We start from the raw sequence: 20894 nt of genomic DNA on the forward strand, positions 1-20894 counted from the left end.
CCTTCGAATGTTAGATAAGTTAAATTGAATTAAAAACCTAGTGTTAAAAACAATCGTTCTCAACTTCTATTCCATTCTAACTGCCCTTACTTTAAATGAAAAGCATGCACTTTTTGGTGCGGTGGTTACCAAACGGTAACTGCCACATCTATTTACTTGCTTTCTTCCTTAAGCTGACTTAGCCGATTCAGACCCCAAGTATACATCATTTCCACAATGGGCAGTATGCTCATTCCTACTTCTGTCATCGAATATTCAACCTTGGGTGGGACATCCGGATAGACTTCTCGATGAACGATGCCATCCTCCATTAGCTCACGCAGCTGGCTTGTCAACATTTTATGTGAAATTTTAGGAAAGAGCTTTTGTAAATCGCTAAACCGATGAGGTCCTTCCACTCCCAAATGCCATAAAATAACCACTTTCCATTTGCCGCTAAGGATCGATAGCGTATACTCTTTCTCGCAATGGTAATCCTTTTGGGCTAATCGATCCCGGATATCTTGTCTCAGCGAATCTGTCATGTCTAATCATTCCTTTATTGAATTAAACTTTCTGTTAGCGATCTCGCTACCCCCGTGCTCAACACAACAACGTATTTAGCGACCTTTCGATTATACCATCCCATGCCTGAATGGAAGACGATAACGAGAAAAGGAAGTGATCACGAAGCCGCTCTATCAGTCTACTCTAGAATTAATTCACCCTATTAATTATTAACAACATAAAGGAGCAGCTTCCTGCCATTGAAAGGTTGAGAATATGTCCAGGCATATACTACAATTAATCCAGAGCTAGAAATCCAAAGGAGGCAATACCATGCTTGAAAGACCAACGACAGAGGAGTATGCAGCTTTTTATGAAGGGTACATAAAACGGGTTCCCGAAGGGAATATCATCGAACGGTTGGAGCAGCAATCCAATATCGTACAATCCGTTCTGTCCTCATTGACTGAGGAGCAGGCAAATTACCGTTATGCAGATGGCAAATGGAGTGTAAAAGAGGTCATCGGCCACCTGACGGATAATGAACGTATTATGAGCAGCCGGCTGCTTCGCATCGCCAGAGGCGACCAAGCAAATCATCCCGGTTACGATCAGGATGTCCTTATGCAAAGTCATCCATTCGATGCGTACACCGTGGCCGATCTGAACGAAGAATATGCGGCCGCACGCCGCTCCACTCTGCTCATGCTTCGTCACATCACGCCGGAAGCCTGGCTGCGTAGAGGAATTGTTAGCGATAATCCTGCTTCTGCTCGATCCATTGCTTACGTTCTGGTTGGACATGAACTGCACCATCTGTCCGTTCTTCGCGATCGTTATTCAGTAGATGTGCCATTATAATTAACACAACCTTTTTTGAAGTGACATCTCCACTATGTTTATCGGACAGACGTTGAACCTTCATTCTCTGAAGTTTTCAACATCTGTCCGTCATTCTTTAATCCTTCGGTTAGTGCTTACGAATCACCTTAGATTTAAAAATGATCTGTCCCTCCCTCTTTCGCAATGACCTCCCTTGCTGCTTCGAGGAAAGATAACAACATGGGTGAGAGCCACTTGTCCTTATGCCATAACATTTGTGTATACACGTGCAAGTCAGCAATTTGCCATGGAAGAACGACCAGTTCCCCCCGATCTACTTCCGCTTCCGTTGTTAATTCCGGCAGGAACGCAATACCTATTCCGGCCATGGCACATTGCTTAATCGCTTCAGCATTTTGAAATTCCAAATGTGTAATGGTATCTATCCCCTTTTTCTCGAATGCCCGGTCAAACATGGTTCGATATGTACAGCCCTTCTCATTGGTCAGGAACACTTGGCCGTGAAAATCTTCAAGCTTTAATACTGTATACTGCGCAAGTGGATGATCCGGCGCAGCGTAAAAACGGAATGTCTCTTCCACCAACGGTTCCACTGCAAGACCTGTAGATCGAATGGGTTCGTCCAACATAAAGACCACATCAGCGGTCCCCTCAAAAAGCGTGTGCTTCAGTTGTTGGTTGGGAACGGAGCGAAAAATTAGGCGAACTCCCGGATGCCTTGAACGAAACAGATGAAAGACCACCGGGAGCCGATACGCACATAGAACCTCATTGGCACTTATGGTTAAAGTTCCGCTTAAATGTTCATCGTCGTGAACAGCATTTCGGGCTTCATCCAATTTATCCAGAGCACTCTCAATATGAATTAAGAAGCGTTTCCCGGCTCCTGTGAGTACAAGCTGCTTACCCAAGCGGTCAAAAAGCCGAACACCCAGCTCATCCTCCAAAGCCTTGATCTGCATCGTCACGTTCGAAGGTACATAGCCCATAGATTCGGCTGCCCTGCTGAAATTAAGGGTAGATGCGACAGTGCGGAACATATTTAATTGGCGCAATTCCATGTATTTCTCCCCCTATTACTATCAAAAATATTGAACACTATATTAAATTCTAATCACTTTTAATGAGAGTAACAAGGACCTATACTGGCACAAGAAACACACATTATGATTCATTATATTTGAAAGGAGAAATTAAATAATGGAGTATGACATCTTCAAATTGGGTGATGTTACCTTGCAATCCGGTGTGACGTTACCAAATGCTTTTCTTGCTTACAAGACTTACGGTAAATTGAATGAGAAGAAAGATAATGTTGTGGTCTATCCTACGGCTTTTGGCGACCAGCATGTACAAAATGAATGGTTGATTGGAAATGGCATGGCACTGGATCCGGAAAAATACTTTATCATCGTCCCGAATCTGTTAGGTAACGGATTGTCCTCGTCTCCCAGTAACACACCTCCTCCATTTGATCGGGCGAATTTCCCCAGAGTAACCATCTATGATAATGTAGTTCTGCAGCATCGGCTAGTTACCGAACTATTCGGCATACAAAAGATTGCACTCGTTGTAGGGTGGTCCATGGGTGGTATTCAAGCATTCCAGTGGGGGGCAAGTTATCCCAATATGGTGGAACGCATCGCGCCTTTTGCAGGCGCTGCCAAAACATGGCCTCATACGTTTACGGTGATGGAGGGAGTATGTGCCCCCCTCCAGTCAGCCGCCCAATTTGATTCGAATCAACTCAATCATTTGACCACTGCAGACATGCGCGGGGCTGGCCGGGTATACGCGGGATGGGGATTTTCACAGGCTTTCTATAGAAAGGAACTTTACCGTGAGCTGGGTTTCGATTCTTTGACAGATTTTGTGGCAGGCTTCTGGGAAGAGGTCTTCATGACTATGGATCCGCACAATGTCCTCGCCATGTCATGGACAGGCCAACATGCCGATATTAGTGATAATCCCTTCTATAACGGTAATTTCGAGCATGCGTTAAGCAGCATTAAAGCGCTTGCCTGCATTATGCCAGGTAGCACGGATCTCTTCTGCATGGCGGAAGACAACGCGTATGAGGCTGGCCTTATTCCTAATGCGGTCTATCAACCGATTCCTTCGATTTGGGGACATTTGGCCGGTCGTGGGATTAACCCTGCGGATAACAAATTTATCGATGACAATCTTAAACGGTTGCTGACGTTAAGTCCAGGCGGATAAATACACTCTTTGTTTAATGATATACCTTTTATCGTGATATAACTCCACATGCTAAAACCAACCTCTCCTGACGTCCTGGTCTCATGAACGGCAAGAGAGGTTAATTTAACGCATTGTGCAGCAATAAAACAAAAAGGCCCGAGTATACTGCTTGCTTATTAAGCAGCACTTGGGCTTTAGTTTTGTTTAAATTAGCTCACTAACTGAGGTTCTGAGGCTTTTGTCAGATAATCAGTTGGCTCTTCTATTTATTTTGGTTTTCAAGCATATTAAGAGCGCATCAACGTGATGGGTTAGCGGCATCTTGCTGTTTATGGTTAACGATAACGGATGGCTCTATAAGTCCAAGATGCTCTCGTAACGTCATACCCTCGTATTCTTCACGGAATAGGCCGCGCTTCTGAAGCTCAGGAATGACATGCTGGACGAATTCTTCGAGATCCCCTGGCAGAACGGGTGGCATGATATTGAAACCATCGCACCCATATCCATGAAACCACTCTTCCATAAGGTTGGTAAGCTGCTCTGGGGTTCCCACAAATTGCATATGACCACGAGCACCGAGAAGCCTTCGCCCTAGCTCGGTAATGGACAACCGCTCTTTGCGTGCCAGGTCCATAATGAGCTGGACACGGCTTTTCATACCATTACTTGCTTCCACCGGATCCGGTATGTCAGGTAACGGACCATCGGCAGGATATCCGCTGAGGTCTGTCTGAAGCATGCCGGATACCATCATCACAGCCTCCTGCGGGTCAATGAGGTCAAGCAGCTGTCGTTCCTTACGACGGGCTTCCTCCACAGTTGAACCGAGGATGGGTGATAGTCCTGGCATGATGAGCAAGCTGCCACGCTCACGGCCCACGGCCAGAAGTTTTTCGTTCACCTTCCGATAAAAATCCTGCGCAGCTTCGAGTGACGACTGAGCCGTGAAGATGACCTCGCCGACTTTTGCAGCGAAATCCTGGCCTGGCTCCGATGAACCCGCCTGAATAAGGACCGGATATCCTTGTGGTGGACGTGGCACGTTCAAAAGACCATGCGTGGAATACCATTGGCCTTGATATTCAGCAATGCGCAGCTTGGATTCATCGACGAACGTACCCGATTCCCGATCCATAACGAATGAATCTTGGGGCCAGCTATCCCATAATGCCGTAACAACATCAACGAATTCCTGCGCCATCTCATATCGTGTTGCATGCTCAGGATGCTTGTCTCTACCAAAGTTCCGGGCTTCCGTATCGACTTGAGATGTCACTATATTCCAGCCTGTCCGTCCTCCGCTGATGTGATCAAGCGTAGCCAGACGGCGTGCCGCATTGAATGGTTCGTTATACGTTGTTGACAGCGTTGCTGTTAACCCGATTTTCTCAGTCACCGTGGACAGAGCGGAGAGAAGCGAAATCGGGTCCAACATACCTGCAGCAGCCCGGCTAGGGTATATTAAATGCAATAAGTCCGCAAAAAAAATCATATCGAACTTTCCCCGCTCAGCGGTCTGAGCAATTCGTTTATACCATTCGATATCAAACATCTTCTCTACACCCGATTCCGGATGACGCCATCCCGCGTGATGATGTCCGGTAAAATATATGAACGCACCAAGATGAAGCTGACCCTGTCGTTTATTCATCATACCGTCCCTCTCTTCCATACTTCAAAGATCTCTAATTATTTTGAAATCTGACCATTTACCTGATTTTCTATAATCAACCTTTGTAGGTGTTACTCCATCGCAAGAATCTTTTTTCGGCCAGTCTAACGACTGAATCCGATAGTTTACCAACCAACGCAAACAGAATAATTCCAACAAAAACGATATCCGTCTGTGCATAAACGCGTGCATCTTGAATCATATAACCCACTCCTGCGTTTGCACCCATCATTTCTGCGACAGCAAGCAGCAGCCAGGAAGCCCCTACGGATAACCTGATGCCAAGCAGGATGTTCGGCAACGCCGAAGGGATAATCAGTTTCGTTAACAGCATGAACTTGGAGTATTGTAAAATACGGGTAACCTCATAAAGGTTACGGTCAGCACTACGTACACCTAGATGCGTATGGAAATAAAGCGGGAAAAACGATCCGAGTGCGATCAGCAGTATTTTGGATAATTCTCCGACTCCGAACCACAGAATGAACAGCGGAATGACCGCAAGCAACGGAACCGTCCGCAGCATTTGGATTGTTGGATCAAGTGTTTGTTCAGCCCACTTGCCCAAGCCGGTGAATACCCCTAGCAGCAATCCTGTTGCCGCTCCAAGTAGAAATCCTCCACCCGCACGAATAATGCTCGCAGCCAGATGTTCCGTCATATCTCCATTGGTGCACAGATGCCAGAAGGTTAGAGCAATCCGAGACGGAGCTGGCAATACCGAGTCGGATAACAGCTCAAGAGCAGATGCTGATTCCCATAACACGATTACAATGACAGGCAGCATCCACCCATGCAACCAGCTCGGCAATCTCCACGGGGACCTTCTTCCAAACGCTGGTTGCTTCTCGTTTGTCTTAGCGTTTAATGACACATCGTTCGTACGCATGATCAATTATCCCCCTCCCTCCAAGGAATCCTGCCAACGCAATAATTTCTTCTCCACCAGCCTTACCAGTGAATCCGTTACCTTGCCAACAACCGCAAAGACGATTATGCCAACGAAAATGACTGACGTTAGTGAGAAGGATCGTGCATCGTTAATAATGTAGCCGATTCCAGAACTTGAACCCATCATTTCCGCGACAACGAGGCCGAGCCAGCTTACGGCAATGGACAATCGAACCCCGAGGAATAATGAAGGAAGAGAAGCAGGGATAATCAGTTTAGTAATGGTCTGAAATCTAGTGAATTCCAATACGCGTGCTACTTCAAACAAATGGCGATCTACTGAACGAACACCTAAAAAGGCATTAACGTATAAAGGAAAAAAAGCACCCTTAGCGATAAGCAAAATCTTCGATGTTTCGCCAAATCCAAACCACAGAATAAACAATGGAGCAACAGCCAAGTGAGGTAGTGTTCGAAGTAATTGAAGCGATGGATCGAGCAACCGTTCAACCTTTATAGAAAATCCGACCCATAATCCAGCAGCCAATCCCAGCCCGCCACCAATCAAAAATCCGAGTGCTGCTCTACCCGTCGAGATGCGCAAATTTGACAGCAGTTCTCCTGAGGAGATCATCCTACCAAATTCAGTCAAAATGTCTTTGGGAGGCGGGACTAACACCGCATTTACCCATCCATTGGAGGATGCCATCTGCCATATAATTAATACTGCTGCCGGAACCATCATCCCAATCAGGAAATGAATAGTCCGAAGAACAAACCTCTTTTCCGATATATGCTGCATAACCGCACCTCTACTTTATTTAAGTGCTTCCTCAATGTACTGGTTGTCAAACACGTCAGCGACGTTAATTCGCTTGCGGATAGTACCTAGTTCGAATTGGAAATCCGCCGTATTCTGCTGACTCGCTATGATATCGTCACTGACCGGAATGTTAATCATTGCTGCACGCGATTGCATACCTTGTACCAATTCAATCGGAATGTTCCGTTCATCGGCATAGCGCTGGAAGGCTTCCTCCTGGTTCGTTGCTTCCCACTGGCGCGCCTGCTCAAATATCTTTAAATATAGGGTAACAAGTTCCGGATACTCATTTGCAAAATCTGAGCGAACCAATTGAAACGACGGTGACAGTACACCCTCGGTCTCCCCATCAGCAAGTACCCGCCCTTTGCCGCTAAGTGTATTCAGGGTAATATAGGGATCCCAGACGGCCCAGGCATCCACTTTTCCGCTTTCGAATGAAGGCTGCGTTTCATCAGGTTGTAATTGAATTTCTTGAATATCGGATTTTGCCAAGCCGGCCTTCACGAGTACTTGATACAGGAAGTTGTAGGCGTTGCTGCCCTTGGTAACAGCGACCTTCTTACCCTTCAAATCGGCAATGGTTTGGATGAGACTATCGGTCGGCACAATGATTGCGACATTGTTCTTGCCATCAAGAACCTGTGAGATGATTTTGAAGTCAATGCCGGCTGCCTGTGCCGATATTGGCGGCATATTGCCCATGCCAGCAAAGTCCAAGTGATTGGATGCCATAGCTTCTACCATCGGAGGACCGCTCTGAAACTCCACCCACTCCACTTTTGCCCCCACTTCTCCAAATGCTTCTTCGAACCACTTCTGTTCTTGTGCTTTGCCAAACAAACCGCCCTTGCCTTGCACCCCAATTTTCACCTTGACATCCTCATAAGATGCCTTTGAATCCAAATTGCCTTCTTTCGTTGACGTGCCTGCAGTTTGTCCAGGGCTCGCATCCTTCTCTCCATTGCCAGCATTGTTGCTAGCATTGCTGCATCCCGCAACAATCAGAATCAGGACTATTAATACTGTAATCAAGCCATATCTATTACTCATCTATTCGCATCCCCTTTATGAACACATAATTGTTGATAATGCAGTTCTATTAAATACCGGCGCCCTCATCAATAAGGGGAGGATGCTCCACTTTTTCAAACTCACGTAGAACCCGGGAACGAAGCTCCTGAAATGAACCTCCGCTTCGCTTACGTTGATAGGGAAGGTCTACGTTCATCACATTGCGAATATGACCTGGACGAGGGTTCATGATAACGACTTTCTCTCCAAGAAATACCGCCTCGTCTAAGTCATGCGTAACAAATAACATGGTCGTCCGGATGCTCTGCCAGATGTCCAGCAGGGCTTCTTGCATATGTGTGCGTGTGAAGGCATCCAGAGCTCCAAAGGGCTCATCGAGCAGCAGAATCTCTGGTTTGCGCAGCAGAGCTCTAGCAATGGCAACCCTCTGGGCCATTCCTCCAGACAGTTCCTTCGGGTACGCTTTCTCGAATCCTTTTAGACGAACCAATTCAATCAGCTCTTGGACTTGATAGCGAACCTCTGCATTACTAAGCGAAAGGTTAGCAGCGATATTCTTCTCAACCGTCATCCACGGGAACAAACGTGGCTCCTGGAATATAAAACCTTTATCAACACTTGGTCCCGTAATTGCCTTCCCGCTCAGCTCCACCTTGCCTTCATATGTCGTATCGAGTCCGGCAACGATCTTGAGCAATGTACTTTTGCCGCAGCCGCTTGGTCCGATAAAAGTGATAAATTGTCCCCGTTCAACCTGCAAACGTATATTGCTTAGTGCCACAATGGGCCCTGTAGGAGCAGAGAACGTTTTGTTCAACCGCTCGATAGTCAACATTGCATGTTACCTCCAATTTAAAATAATTTATCATATCAACTTACTTGGTTTTATGGTCATAAAAAAAGGCCTTCTGCATTTAAATCTCTACCCTTTGAACGATCTCTGGCTGTCCAGTTGATCCTCGTTCACAAACCGAATGTTCACTCGGTTTGTTGGAGAAATTGTAGCAGTGGCCTAACTCTCTTGTCAATCATTTCTTTCAATGTTGCTTAAAATTCAATCTTTCTTTCTTGCTTGTTTTTCTTAATAGATGTACCTGACCAATTGCAACCCCATTAATCGATGTGTCTTGCAGCAAATAATGAGACAATCGATTTTGCCTGCGCACGGATCGGTACTTCAGCACCTGGCATTTTCTGCAGCGTCAGCCCTTGAATTAAACTCACAAAATAATAGGCAAGCTCCACGGGAACACCACCTACAATCAATCCTTCCTGCTGCCCCTGCTCCATAATGCTGGCTACAGGACCAAGGTTATTCGTAAATCGTTCTGTAACTTCTCGCCGAATTTCTTCGGAGGAGCTTTCCGAAAGACGTGCCGTATGGATAAGGATCGTATATGCCCAATTGTTTTCTAATGCTAGCCATGACTCAGACAGAAGTAAAAGCTTGCTCAAAGCATCGCCTGGTTGCTCGGCAAGTTGGGAGACATGTTCGCCGTAACGGGTCTGGCCTCTTCTCAGAAGTTCGCTGATAATCTCATCTTTGGATTTGAAGTAATGATACATATTGCCAATACTCATTCCCGAAGCCGTTGCGATATGGTTGATGCTTACTGAACCGATTCCTTTAAGTGCGATAATCTCCAATGCGGAATCAAGGATGTGGTTGATCCTTTTTTCCCGTTGCTGGAGATCTTTTTCTATGTTTCTTGGTGACATTACCGCGCATCCCCTTTCTGCCTTTCATTATAGCATAGCCATCTTGTAGGCTTGATGTTCACAGAAACACATCAACGTCTCTATTCTGTACGGCCTGGAAACCACGACTACCTCTAACGCAGGATTCCTCGTTGGTCTGACAGTTTTTCGTTCCCTTGATGAGTGTCAGTTTTTTCGAAACAAGCTGGATCCATAATCAAGTTAAGGTCGTCGAAATCAAGCCCTATCGGTTTGATTTCACGACCTTTTTTTGTACCCATTTGATTCAATGAAACTTCCTCTAATTGTTCTATCTTTTTCCTGTGTTATAATAAAACATAAACCTATTTTGGGTAATTCTAGGAGGTTCCAATGTTGCAAAGTATTAGTATCCCAGGCTTAATCATTCTCTTCCTAGTCATTTTATTAATCATATGGCTCGTTCGTAAACTAATAGCATCCTTACGCCGTTAGGTACGTGTTTTTTTCCTCGGACCTTGACACCTTCTTATCGCCTCAAAACAAAAAGCCGCTACGTAGCGACTTCAACTTCAAACGCACTTCTATATCCCATTCTAGATCGACATAGTAAACCATGAATCAGTCTTCTACAGTTTGATGTTATATTAAAAAATGACTGCCGGACAGGTTGTCCGGCAGTCATTCGCTTAACTCGTAGTATGCTTCTCTTCATATTCGCTTGATAATTCTTTAAGCGATCTGATTTTACCATGAGGATGCTGTTCTTGCTTTCGTGACTTCCAAGCAGCTTCCTGCCTTTTCTTCTGGCGAGCCATAAAAGATCTCCTCCTCAGGAAATTAGAGTGATACTACTTTTCTATGATGTGAATTATTACTGACTTTCATTCACGTACAGCTTAGCTTCATCATCAATAATCCACTATCAGAAGTCACCAGCTCTTATTGAGCAGTGTATCCGCCATCTACGATCAGGCTGTTTCCTGTCATGTAAGACGAATCATCGCTGGCCAGGAACAGAACGGCTTTAGCCATTTCTTCCGCTTGACCAAGACGTTTCATCGGTGTTGCTGCCGAGAGGGCCTGTTTGCTCTCTTCAGGAATAATCGGTGTATCGATAAAACCTGGGCATAGTGCGTTGACGCGAATGTTTTTCTCTGCATATTCCAGCGCCAGCGAACGAGTCAAATTCACAACGCCGCCTTTGGCTGCATTGTAGGCTGCAGAACCAGGTGAACCAACCCATCCATACATGGATGCCGTGTTAACGATTGTGCCTCCACCGATTTTGAGCATTTCACGAATGGATTCACGTGCAACCAGGAATACTCCGTCCAGATCGACATTAACCGTATTACGCCACTCGGCATAGTCCAGCTCGTGCGACGGATGAACACGTCCGATTCCTGCGTTGTTGAATACGATGTCCACTTTGCCGAATGCTTCTACGGTTTGTTTGAAAATCTCAGCAACCTCTTGTTCGCTTGTGATGTTGGCTTTGATAAATAGAGCTTCAGCGTTAAGCGCTTTCAGCTCCTGCTCAAACGCTGTGCCTTTCTCTTCATTCAAGTCCACCAGGACGACTTTGGCTCCTTCGGAAACGAATAGACGAGCTGTCGCTGCACCAATTCCGGATGCTCCTCCTGTGATCACTGCCACTTTGTCTTGTAGTTTGCCCATGACTATATCCTCCAGTATACTATTTTGAATAGCGCCTATATCAATAGTGCTATATGATGTTTACAAAACTAATTGTATGCTTAAAATTGTAACAATCCAATCATTAAGATACAGCCAAGTGTCTACCTTCTAGACACTTCTCTATACAATGTCTAAATTTATAGGAGATTTTTTGAATGAATGATGAACTTATTGTGACTTCTCAACATCGTAATCGTACCAAGGAGCATCTCAAAACGGCTCTGATTCAGCTTATTAAGAAAAAAGGCTTCCATGCAGTGTCTGTCAAAGACATCGTCGACCAAGCGGGTTACAACCGAAGCACGTTTTATTTGCATTATCAGGATAAATATGTCCTTGCCGAAGAGCTTTTGATCACGAAGTTGGAAGGCTTAAAAGAAGCCACAGGCAAACCCTACTGGCACGGTCATAAAGTCTTTACAAATAAGCTTAACGTGGAATCTTTTCAAATTGTGGATTATATATATGAACATCGTGACTTCTTCGAATTAATCCAATACGATGATACATTACCCGGTCTGCATACAGGCTTTCCACAAACCATGCTCAAAATTTATGAAGAGCAATTTGTATTCGAAACGATCAATAACTCCCCTGTCAACATGGAGTATTTCAAGTACTATACTGCATACGGATTTTTTGGACTATTGAACAATTGGATTTTAAGCGGATTTCGTGAGTCAAGGGACGCGTTTATCCATAACGTAATTGAACTCACCAAAACGCATATTCAATCTTTTTATTATGTGGGGGATAAACTGAATTAAATACGTTGTTATGCCGCTCAACTAAACTAGACATTTTCCACTGTAGCTCCGGTTAATGAATTACATAAAGTTTCAGGTTTAACGGATTGAACAAATATGTTCAAAATAAAAAAGCCGCAAATAACAGCGACTATAACAAGAAATATTCCAGTTCAGCATCAGGGTAGTTCCCTATGGTGGCTTGTTTGCTCTCTACAGAGTTCAGTCGGATGAATACGTCTACAAGAAAGTTGGATCAGCGGCTGGCTAGCCGCCGATCTTCTCCTTCAGTGCAGCGAAGCTTCATTGCGGTTTGAGGATCTCTTCTGGCCATTATCATTTACTACATCCAGTTGATTGGAATTACACCTTTACCGGTGTTTGTTCAGATGCTGCTGCGGCCGCTTTTGAAGAGAAGGAAAGCTTCGGAGGCATCACGTCATCCGGGAACGGGCAAACGTACGATTCTCCTTCCAGTCGTTCAGCCAGCTCTGCCTTCGCCTGCTCAATGAGAGCGGGATCAAGCAGCGCTGCAATGGCCGTACACGCCATCGCTTTGCCTGCGAGCAGCATGCCTTTGTGTGCATAGCTGCTCTTGCCTTGCGCAACAGTCTGCCAGGCATGGATCGGCGTTGCATAAGCCCAGGTCGCGGTACCGCATTGTGCAGTCGGCACGTTCCAGCTGACATCCCCTACGTCCGTTGACGCTGGCATAACGCGCATGGTATCCATAAGTGGAGCGACGAAGCCCGCAAGAGGACGGGCCGAGAGCATGTCATGGACCGTCTTTCCACTCTGTCTCGATGCACTTGTCTTATCCTCTTCAGGGATCATCGCAAAGATCTCTTGGGCAAAGGCCATTTCATCCTCAGTATACACAGGAAGCTCAAGTTCACTGAGGAACTCATGCATTTTGCCTTCCAGAGCCGCATTCGGGATGAGATTGGAAGCCCCGCCCTCATAGTGATATGACATTTTTGTCCCCGTCATCAATGCCGCCCCGCGAGCAACATCGAGAACCCTTTCAAACAGTTCAGCAACCTGGGCAGACTTGGGCGCCCTAACCAGATAGTTCACTTCTGCTTCCGCCTGTACAACATTAGGGGCAAAGCCGCCTGTATTCGTCACGGCATAATGAATTCGGGCATCGGAAATCATATGCTCACGCAAGTAGTTTACTCCCACGTTCATCAGCTCAACCGCATCCAGCGCGCTTCGCCCCAGATGGGGAGCGGCCGCAGCGTGGGCGCTTCGGCCCGTGAATTTGAAGTGCACATGCAGATTGGCAAGCGAGGACATGTGCATAACCACGTTCATCGTTGCAGGATGCCAGCAGAATGCAACGTCGACATCCTGGAATAATCCTGCTCTAGCCATGTAGGCTTTGCCGGAACCACTCTCTTCAGCCGGACAGCCATAGTAACGAACCGTGCCGGAGAGACCATGCTGCTGCAGATAATTCTTTATTGCAAAAGCAGCCGCAAGAGAGCCTGCTCCGAGCAAATTATGCCCGCAGCCGTGTCCGTTCGCACCCGGTACTACAGGATCAAAAGCTGCCGTTCCCGCCTGCTGGCTAAGGCTGGCCAGAGCGTCAAACTCTCCAAGAACAGCAATCACTGGCGAACCGTTCCCGAAACTGCCTACAAATCCGGTAGCAAGTCCGGCAACACCCTTCTCTACTGCAAATCCCTCCTGTTCCAGGGTCTTGCAGAGCAGATCTGCTGATTCGACCTCTTCGAATCGTGTCTCAGCGAAGTCCCAGATTGAATCACTTACATCAATAAATAAATCTCGCGTACCTTCGATATAGGCGGTAACCTCTTCAATAATGTCTTTGTTCATACCAAACACCTCTCTCCATAGTTTTGGCTACTCATCATTGGGATGCGAATGCTGCTAGTAAGCTAAATACAGGCTAATCGTCAATTAAATGCAAAGCAGGCAACGGCATGCTCGTGACCTTTAAGCTCCGGTTCGAATTCGCGACAGATTGCTTTGGCGATTGGACAGCGTGTGTGGAAACGACATCCCCCTGGCGGGCGGACCGGATTCGGTACATCCCCTTGAATTATGATCCGTTTCCGTGAACGGAGCTTTGGATCGATTACCGGATTAGCACTCAACAAAGCGTTCGTGTAGGGATGCTTCGGCACCCTGAACAGTTTCTCCCGGCTTGCGATCTCCACAATTTTGCCTAGATACATCACAGCGATTCGATCACTGATATAGCGAACTGCGCCGAGGCCATGTCCAATGAACAGGTAAGCGAGGCCTTTCTCCTTCTGAAGCTTCTTAAGGAGATTCAAAATCTGCGCCTGAATCGAGACGTCCAGAGCGGAAACGGGTTCGTCGCAAACGATTAGCTTTGGGTTTAGAGATAATGCTCTCGCAATGCCAATACGTTGTCGCTGTCCTCCGGAAAACTCATAAGGATAACGGCCTTTTTCTTCTTTTGGTATTCCGACCGTTTCCATTAATTGATCTACTCGCTCCGCAACAGACGAACGACTTTCAATTCGATGCGCCAGCAGAGGCTCTGCCAGAATATCACTGATTCTCATTCGGGGATTCAGAGAGGAATAAGGGTCTTGAAAAATCATCCCCATGCTCGCCCGAGTGCGGCGAAGTTCCCTCTTGCCGAGTTCTGCCAGTTCCCGGCCCGCATAGAGGATCCTTCCGTCATATGGAGTTTCAAGTTGAAGCAGGGTGCGACCGACACTCGACTTCCCACACCCCGATTCTCCAACAAGACCAAGTGTTTCTCCTTCGGGAATGGAGAAGCTGATCCCATCGACCGCCTTAACATGGTCTGTGACTTGCGAGAAAATGCCCTGCCGGATGGGATAATATACCTTGAGACCTTCTACACTCAGCAGCGGTAGCCTTTTGCTCATACCCCGCATCTGCAGCCCTCCCTGGACCGAAGCTGGTCGTTAATCAATCAAGGGGTAAATTTCCACTTGGCAACGTTGTTTGTCAAGCCCACCGTGCTGGTATCGAGACTTTTGCCAATATCCAGGTTTTTGGCCGCTGCATACATTTGCTTATCCGCATACAGGGCAATTGCCGGAACATCGTCGTGCAGCTTTTGCTGAACCTGCTGGTAAATCTCGAAACGCTTTGATGGCTCCAGCTCTTCTGCTCCTTGGGCCAACAGCTCGTCGACTTCAGCGTTCGAATAATCTGCAAGATTAAAACTGACCCCCGTTTTGAACAGACCCAGCACGGAGTTCGGATCGAGAATGAAGCCAAGATTGATTACCGTCAAGTCGTATTCGTGCTTGAGAGCTCTTTGATAGGTTGTCGGAAAATCAAGCTTTGTCACTTGCACTTTCAAACCGGCTGCTTTCAGATTCTCGGCGATGATGTCAGATGCTTGCTCGCGGATTTTGTTGCCTGTCGGAACGACGAATTCAATCGACTGGTTGAAGTCCCAGCCCGCTTCGTTCAGCAGTGCTTTTGCTTTCTCTGGATCGTAGCTGTAAAGTGGGATATCTTTATTGTAATAAGGGTGATTTTGGCCGAGCATGCCATCCACGAGTTCACCTTGTCCTTTGAGCAATTGATCTACAATGAGCTGGCGGTTCATGGCATAAGCCATGGCTTGACGCACTTTTGGATCCGGGAACTTCTTCGTATTGATGAACATGATGTTTGGATTATTGGCATCTCCATAACCTGTGGTCACATTCGCCATATTCGCTACCTTGTCAAAATCCTGTACCGGAATGAGACCTACACCAGGAGAAGTCAACTGTATGTCTCCCGTCTGAAGCTGGGCTGCGAGATTCGTCGCCGGCATCATTTTGATATAAATGTCCTTAATATTCGGCGCACCTTCGTAATATTGCTCATTGGCGGTGAGCTGCACGTACTGGTCCTTGGCGAATTTGACAAATTTGTAGGCTCCGTTGGTGACCGTAGGATTCATCATAAATTCGTTTTTGTTCAGATCCACCGGGGCCACATCCTTCAATATGTGCTCTGGCAGATATCGGAAGTACGTGCCGAACTGACTCTTGAATTGGTTCGTTTCCATCGGGTTTTTCGTCGTAATGACAAACGTATAATCATCCACCTTTTTGAAGAAACCCAGCTCCGTTTGCCCCTCCCCTCTCTTACCCGCTTCATTCAGTCCAGCGACGAACGTCATGTTGAGAAGGGTCTTCACGTTAACATCCGTGAACATGCGGAACGTGAACTCGATATCGTCTGCCGTAAACGGTTCCCCATCGCTCCACTTCGCGTTCTTGTTTAGCTTGATGGTGAAGTTCAGATTGTCCGTCGTTTCGATCGATTCGGCAAGCTTCGGATCGAATCCATAATCGCTGTTCATGGCAACAAGGGTATCGCTCATCAACGAGTTAACGAAGACACCTGCATTATCCAAATTAAAGATATCGAATGTCGTCACGGGATTTACAAGGCCGATATACAGAGGCTGACCGGCCCCCCCGGAAGCAGAAGCACTTTCGCCACCCGATCCCGGAGACGATGATGTATTGCTGTCAGAATTCGTACCGCAGGCCGTGACCAGTACCATTAATAATGTCAATACTCCGCAAATCAAAGCTTTACGCACCCTTTTCATCGGATCTCCTCCACTTAATATCTCGTTTTGTATGTCATCATTGAGAGATGCAATGTAGCTTATTGTTTCGGGTCAAGTGCGTCACGTAAGCCGTCACCGACGAAGTTGATAGCGAGCACCGTCACCAGGATCATGATACCGGGAGGCAGCCAAAGCCAGGGCTGGTCCGTCATCACGCTAATAGATTGAGCATCTGTCAGCATATTGCCCCAACTGGCCGTTGGTGGCTGTACGCCCATGCCCAAAAAGCTTAGCCCGGACTCTGCCATGATTGCCGCAGCAACACCGAATGTCGCGTTCACGATAATGGGAGCCAGCGCATTCGGCAGGATGTGACGGAAGACGATGCGCGGTGTGCTCAGCCCCAAAGCCACTCCGGCTTTGATGTAATCCATTTGCTTGAGCGTCAGTACACTCCCCCGAACCAGTCGGGCAATGGAAGGCCAGGAGAATAGAGCAAGAACAAGGACCAGCGTCCAAAGTGTTGGTCCAAGCACACTGACAACCACAAGAATAACCATCATATAGGGGAATGCCATGAACATATCCGTAATTCTCATGACCAACATATCAATCCAGCCGCCAACATAAGCAGACCAAAGACCGATGATCGTTCCAAAAGCGACATACAAGGCGACTGTTCCAAATCCTACTGTTACCGCAACTCTCGTCGCGTACAGCAGACGGGACAGCACATCCCTTCCCACCTGGTCGGTTCCAAGCCAATGGGAAGAGGAAGGTGCAGCAGAAAATTCGGCGGTTACAGCATAAGGGCTATGCGGGGCTAGCCAAGGAGCAAAGATAGCTATGAGGATAAGCAGCAAGGTAACAACAAGTCCGGCGACGGCCAGCCGATGCTTCAGGAAACGTCGGGCCATTTGCCGGAAGACGCTCTCGGGTTCTGCCTGTTGAATCGGAAGGATAACGCCTCCGGCGACTGGGGTTTGTACAGCAGACATCGAATCCGCCTCCTCTCATTCGTGGTTTGTTTCGTGGAATATAAGCCTTCAGTTACTGATATTGGATACGAGGATCAGCTACCGAATAAAAAATATCTGTAAGTAGATTGGCAGCCAGTACAATCATGGCAGCGACCAGGTTTAGACCCATGATGGTCGAATAGTCTCTGGACATGATTGATTGAATAGTCAACTGTCCGATGCCAGGCCACTGAAACAATTGTTCCACAATGACGGCTCCACCAAAGAGCATCGGAATTTCCATTCCGACGACCGTAATAATCGGAATCAGAGCATTGCGCAGGGCATGCTTGTTGGTGACATAGAACTCTTTGAGCCCCTTGGCTCGAGCGGTGCGCAGGTAATCCTGCTTCAATACATCCAGCATACTCGCCCGGATATAACGCACTTTGCGTCCGGCAATACCGACTGCGAGTGCTATGGAAGGTAGCACCAAATGTCTGATTCGGTCGGCTAACCCTCCTCCGCCGCCAAGATCCTCTGTTCCGCCGACGGGAAGCCAGCCGAGTTGAACAGCGAAAATATAAATGCACAAGAGACCAAGGAAAAACTGGGGAATGGACGTTCCAACGAAGGAGAGTCCAGTCATCAGATAGTCGAATTTCGAGTTTTGCCGGACTGCACTCATGATTCCGATTGGCAGCGCGATCAAAAGGCCAATAATCAGAGCACAGATGCCAAGCAGCACAGTCTGCCCCAGACGCTCGCCGATGAGTGAAACAACCGATTCACTAGTGCTGAAGGAATATCCCAAATTCCCGACCAGCAGTTGACCGAGCCATTTGAAATATTGAACGACAATTGGATCGTTTAATCCAAGCTGCTCCTTACGTAACTCAAGCAATTCCGGAGGTGTATCCGGTGTCATGTACATGTCAATGGGGTTACCAGGCGCAAGATTGATGATGACAAAATTGATGATCGTAATGCCGAACAAAACGGGAATTGCAATCAGAATGCGGCGAATGACGTAAGTAAACATGCTCTCTCTCCTCTCTTGCGATTTAACCGACAGTCAGTGGATAATGACAAGCCACCGCGTGTTCTTCTCCTTGCAGAAGGGGCTCCTGCTCCTTGCACAATGCTTGGGCGTAAACACACCGGGTATGAAACCGGCAGCCTGACGGGGGACTAGCGGGACTGGGGACATCTCCCTGAAGAACGATCCGCTCTTGTCCGCGCTTGCGGGGATCCGGGACCGGATAAGCATTGAGCAAAGCTTGCGTGTACGGATGTCGCGGGTTCGCAAAGATCTGCTCCTTTGTTCCGATCTCCACCACTTTGCCAAGATACATCACCGCAATACGAGTACTGATGTACTTGACGGCCCCGAGGCCATGAGCGATAAACAAATATGTGAGTCCCAGCTCCCGCTGCAGTTCCTTTAGCAAGTTCAGGATCTGCGCCTGAATGGAAACGTCAAGCGCGGATACCGGCTCGTCACACACGATGAGCTTCGGATTCAGGGAAAGTGCACGAGCGATCCCGATGCGCTGCCGCTGACCCCCTGAAAATTCATGGGGAAATCTCTGCTTATAGCTTCGGGGTATACCGACCGTATCCAGCAGGTGGTCTATCCTTGTCTCCAGCTCCGCTCCGGTGGCCAGACCATGCACCCGCATCGGCTCGGCAAGCAGCTCCTGAACCCGCATCCGGGGATTAAGGGAGGAGTATGGGTCCTGAAAAATCATTTGCATTTTGGTCCGTTCCCTGCGGAGGTCTAATATTGTGCTTTTCGTAATATCCTGTCCTTCAAACCATATTCTTCCACTCGTTGGATTCTCAAGTCGGATAATGCTGCGGCCGATGGTCGACTTGCCGCAGCCCGACTCGCCAACAAGTCCCAGTGTTTCTCCTGGATACAGCTCCAGCGAAATGTCGTCCACTGCTTTTACATTTCCAACGGTTCGGGACAGCAGTCCTCGTTTAATTGGATAATACGTCTTCAAACCTTCGATTCGAAGCAGCGGTTCTAGGCCCACCCTATGTTCCACAAGCGTCATATGACATTCTCCTCTCGCATCTTCCAGGCACCTGAATCCTGTGCCATCCAGCAGCGCACATGGTGGCCTTCCTCAACCGACAGCAGCATCGGTGCTTCGGACAGACATTTTCCTTCGGCAAACTCGCAGCGAGTGTGGAATCGGCAGCCCTTCGGCATGTTCGTAAGGGGAGGCACCGCACCAGGGATGGAGGTCAGTGCCTCCTCGGCATCGGATTCAATGTGGGGAATGGATCTCATCAGCGCTTGTGTGTAAGGATGAAGCGGCTGCTCAAACAGGGTATACACGTCAGTCTCCTCGACGAATTGACCGGCATACATTACCACGACCTTATCGGCCATCTCGGCAACAACACCAAGATCATGTGTTATAAGCATGATCGAGGTATCCATTTCTTCGCGAAGCTCCTTCATCAGATTCAGAATCTGTGCCTGGATCGTCACATCCAGTGCGGTTGTTGGCTCATCGGCAATGAGTAATTTCGGCTTGCAGGAAAGGGCCATTGCGATCATCACGCGCTGCCTCATCCCTCCAGATAGAGAGTGGGGGTAGCTCTTCATGATTGCCTCAGGACGGGGGATACCGACCTTTTCCAGCATTTCGACGGCATAACCTTCAGCTGCCCTTCCTCTTAAATCGGTATGCAGCCGGATGGCTTCCATCAATTGGTTCCCAATAGTGAACACGGGATTGAGTGATGTCATCGGTTCCTGAAAGATCATCGCAATGTCTCCGCCGCGAATTAGACGCAGTTCGGGCTCAGGCAAGGTCGCGAGATCCTTCTCCATGAACCGAATCTCACCCTCCTTGATACTGCCATTCTTGCCGAGCAGTCTCATGATGGAGAGCGAAGTAACACTTTTACCACAGCCCGATTCGCCAACGATGGCGATCGTTTCCCCCTTCTCCAGCTTAAGGCTGACCCGATCCACCGAAGTAACTTCCCCTTTGTCCGTTTTAAACACGGTCTTTACGTCCTTCAGCTCTAGCAGCATGCGTATCCCTCCTTCGTCTATATCGTTGCTCTCTATTGCAATCAAATGTTATATAATCTAACCTGAAATTACGGTTTGTGCAGCCCTCTTAAGAAGAAGATGTAGATACCCACACTTTTTTCTCTTTTTCATTGGAGAAATCTACATATTTTTCACTGGAAACTTATGATATATTTCAATTATCGTATTTTCTTTCTAGTGGTATCCCCCTAACATATCGGTGATGTATCTCAACTTGTAATCTTA

General features: G+C 47.4%; 20 protein-coding genes. 3 read left to right on the forward strand and 17 right to left on the reverse strand.

The window, feature by feature from the left end:
* Positions 1 to 152: 152 nt before the first annotated feature.
* A complete protein-coding gene (locus F4V51_RS17085) occupies positions 153 to 524 on the reverse strand; it encodes a winged helix-turn-helix transcriptional regulator (RefSeq protein ID WP_153978966.1) in 372 nt (123 codons plus the stop codon).
* Positions 525 to 819: 295 nt separating this feature from the next.
* Here F4V51_RS17085 and F4V51_RS17090 point away from each other — a divergent pair, with 295 nt between their 5' ends.
* Entirely contained in the window at positions 820 to 1347 is a 528-nt protein-coding gene (locus F4V51_RS17090; protein ID WP_153978967.1) for a DinB family protein, read from the forward strand.
* Between the two features lie 134 nt (positions 1348 to 1481).
* Here F4V51_RS17090 and F4V51_RS17095 read toward each other — a convergent pair whose 3' ends face one another.
* Positions 1482 to 2390 carry a LysR family transcriptional regulator gene (locus tag F4V51_RS17095; protein WP_153978968.1) on the reverse strand — a complete coding sequence of 303 codons (909 nt, stop codon included), beginning with the start codon at positions 2388 to 2390 and terminating at the stop codon, positions 1482 to 1484.
* Positions 2391 to 2529: 139 nt separating this feature from the next.
* On the opposite strand from F4V51_RS17095, the gene F4V51_RS17100 reads away from it, so the two are divergent.
* Positions 2530 to 3549 (forward strand): alpha/beta fold hydrolase, encoded by a 1020-nt coding sequence (locus tag F4V51_RS17100; protein WP_153978969.1) that lies wholly within the window; start codon positions 2530 to 2532, stop codon positions 3547 to 3549.
* A 280-nt stretch (positions 3550 to 3829) separates the two neighbouring features.
* Here the strand turns inward: F4V51_RS17100 and F4V51_RS17105 are convergent, their stop codons facing one another.
* From F4V51_RS17105 to F4V51_RS17135, 8 genes are all read right to left on the reverse strand, one after another.
* Positions 3830 to 5185: an LLM class flavin-dependent oxidoreductase gene (locus F4V51_RS17105; RefSeq protein ID WP_153980744.1), complete on the reverse strand. Its 1356-nt coding sequence runs from the start codon at positions 5183 to 5185 to the stop codon at positions 3830 to 3832.
* A 76-nt stretch (positions 5186 to 5261) separates the two neighbouring features.
* Positions 5262 to 6095 (reverse strand): ABC transporter permease, encoded by an 834-nt coding sequence (locus tag F4V51_RS17110; RefSeq protein WP_153978970.1) that lies wholly within the window; start codon positions 6093 to 6095, stop codon positions 5262 to 5264.
* Positions 6096 to 6101: 6 nt separating this feature from the next.
* Positions 6102 to 6899 carry an ABC transporter permease gene (locus tag F4V51_RS17115; protein ID WP_153978971.1) on the reverse strand — a complete coding sequence of 266 codons (798 nt, stop codon included), beginning with the start codon at positions 6897 to 6899 and terminating at the stop codon, positions 6102 to 6104.
* 15 nt (positions 6900 to 6914) lie between these two features.
* Positions 6915 to 7973, reverse strand: a complete 1059-nt coding sequence (locus F4V51_RS17120; protein ID WP_153978972.1) for an aliphatic sulfonate ABC transporter substrate-binding protein — start codon at positions 7971 to 7973, stop codon at positions 6915 to 6917.
* Between the two features lie 49 nt (positions 7974 to 8022).
* Positions 8023 to 8790, reverse strand: a complete 768-nt coding sequence (locus tag F4V51_RS17125) for an ABC transporter ATP-binding protein (RefSeq protein ID WP_153978973.1) — start codon at positions 8788 to 8790, stop codon at positions 8023 to 8025.
* 278 nt (positions 8791 to 9068) lie between these two features.
* Complete coding sequence (locus F4V51_RS17130) at positions 9069 to 9674, reverse strand: TetR/AcrR family transcriptional regulator (protein ID WP_153978974.1); 606 nt, start codon at positions 9672 to 9674, stop codon at positions 9069 to 9071.
* A gap of 647 nt (positions 9675 to 10321) precedes the next feature.
* A complete protein-coding gene (locus F4V51_RS29105; RefSeq protein WP_220039431.1) occupies positions 10322 to 10450 on the reverse strand; it encodes a DUF6254 family protein in 129 nt (42 codons plus the stop codon).
* A 124-nt stretch (positions 10451 to 10574) separates the two neighbouring features.
* A complete protein-coding gene (locus tag F4V51_RS17135) occupies positions 10575 to 11312 on the reverse strand; it encodes an SDR family NAD(P)-dependent oxidoreductase (RefSeq protein ID WP_153978975.1) in 738 nt (245 codons plus the stop codon).
* Positions 11313 to 11488: 176 nt separating this feature from the next.
* On the opposite strand from F4V51_RS17135, the gene F4V51_RS17140 reads away from it, so the two are divergent.
* Positions 11489 to 12100 (forward strand): TetR/AcrR family transcriptional regulator, encoded by a 612-nt coding sequence (locus F4V51_RS17140; protein WP_153978976.1) that lies wholly within the window; start codon positions 11489 to 11491, stop codon positions 12098 to 12100.
* A gap of 342 nt (positions 12101 to 12442) precedes the next feature.
* Here F4V51_RS17140 and F4V51_RS17145 read toward each other — a convergent pair whose 3' ends face one another.
* The 7 genes from F4V51_RS17145 to F4V51_RS17175 all read right to left on the reverse strand — a co-directional run bounded on the left by F4V51_RS17145 (position 12443) and on the right by F4V51_RS17175 (position 20654).
* Positions 12443 to 13921 (reverse strand): M20 family metallopeptidase, encoded by a 1479-nt coding sequence (locus F4V51_RS17145; protein ID WP_153978977.1) that lies wholly within the window; start codon positions 13919 to 13921, stop codon positions 12443 to 12445.
* Positions 13922 to 14001: 80 nt separating this feature from the next.
* Positions 14002 to 14982, reverse strand: a complete 981-nt coding sequence (locus F4V51_RS17150) for an ABC transporter ATP-binding protein (protein ID WP_153978978.1) — start codon at positions 14980 to 14982, stop codon at positions 14002 to 14004.
* Between the two features lie 38 nt (positions 14983 to 15020).
* The gene (locus F4V51_RS17155; protein ID WP_153978979.1) at positions 15021 to 16670 is read right to left on the reverse strand and encodes an ABC transporter substrate-binding protein; all 1650 of its coding nucleotides are present in this window, start codon (positions 16668 to 16670) and stop codon (positions 15021 to 15023) included.
* A 59-nt stretch (positions 16671 to 16729) separates the two neighbouring features.
* A complete protein-coding gene (gene opp4C / locus F4V51_RS17160; protein WP_153978980.1) occupies positions 16730 to 17629 on the reverse strand; it encodes an oligopeptide ABC transporter permease in 900 nt (299 codons plus the stop codon).
* 52 nt (positions 17630 to 17681) lie between these two features.
* A complete protein-coding gene (locus F4V51_RS17165) occupies positions 17682 to 18632 on the reverse strand; it encodes an ABC transporter permease (RefSeq protein ID WP_153978981.1) in 951 nt (316 codons plus the stop codon).
* A gap of 22 nt (positions 18633 to 18654) precedes the next feature.
* Entirely contained in the window at positions 18655 to 19653 is a 999-nt protein-coding gene (locus F4V51_RS17170; RefSeq protein ID WP_153978982.1) for an ABC transporter ATP-binding protein, read from the reverse strand.
* Positions 19650 to 20654 (reverse strand): ABC transporter ATP-binding protein, encoded by a 1005-nt coding sequence (locus F4V51_RS17175; protein WP_153980745.1) that lies wholly within the window; start codon positions 20652 to 20654, stop codon positions 19650 to 19652. Before F4V51_RS17175 ends, F4V51_RS17170 begins: the two co-directional genes overlap by 4 nt.
* Positions 20655 to 20894 lie beyond the last annotated feature (240 nt).

This window comes from Paenibacillus xylanilyticus, assembly GCF_009664365.1.
GTDB classification, from domain to species: Bacteria; Bacillota; Bacilli; order Paenibacillales; family Paenibacillaceae; genus Paenibacillus; species Paenibacillus xylanilyticus_A.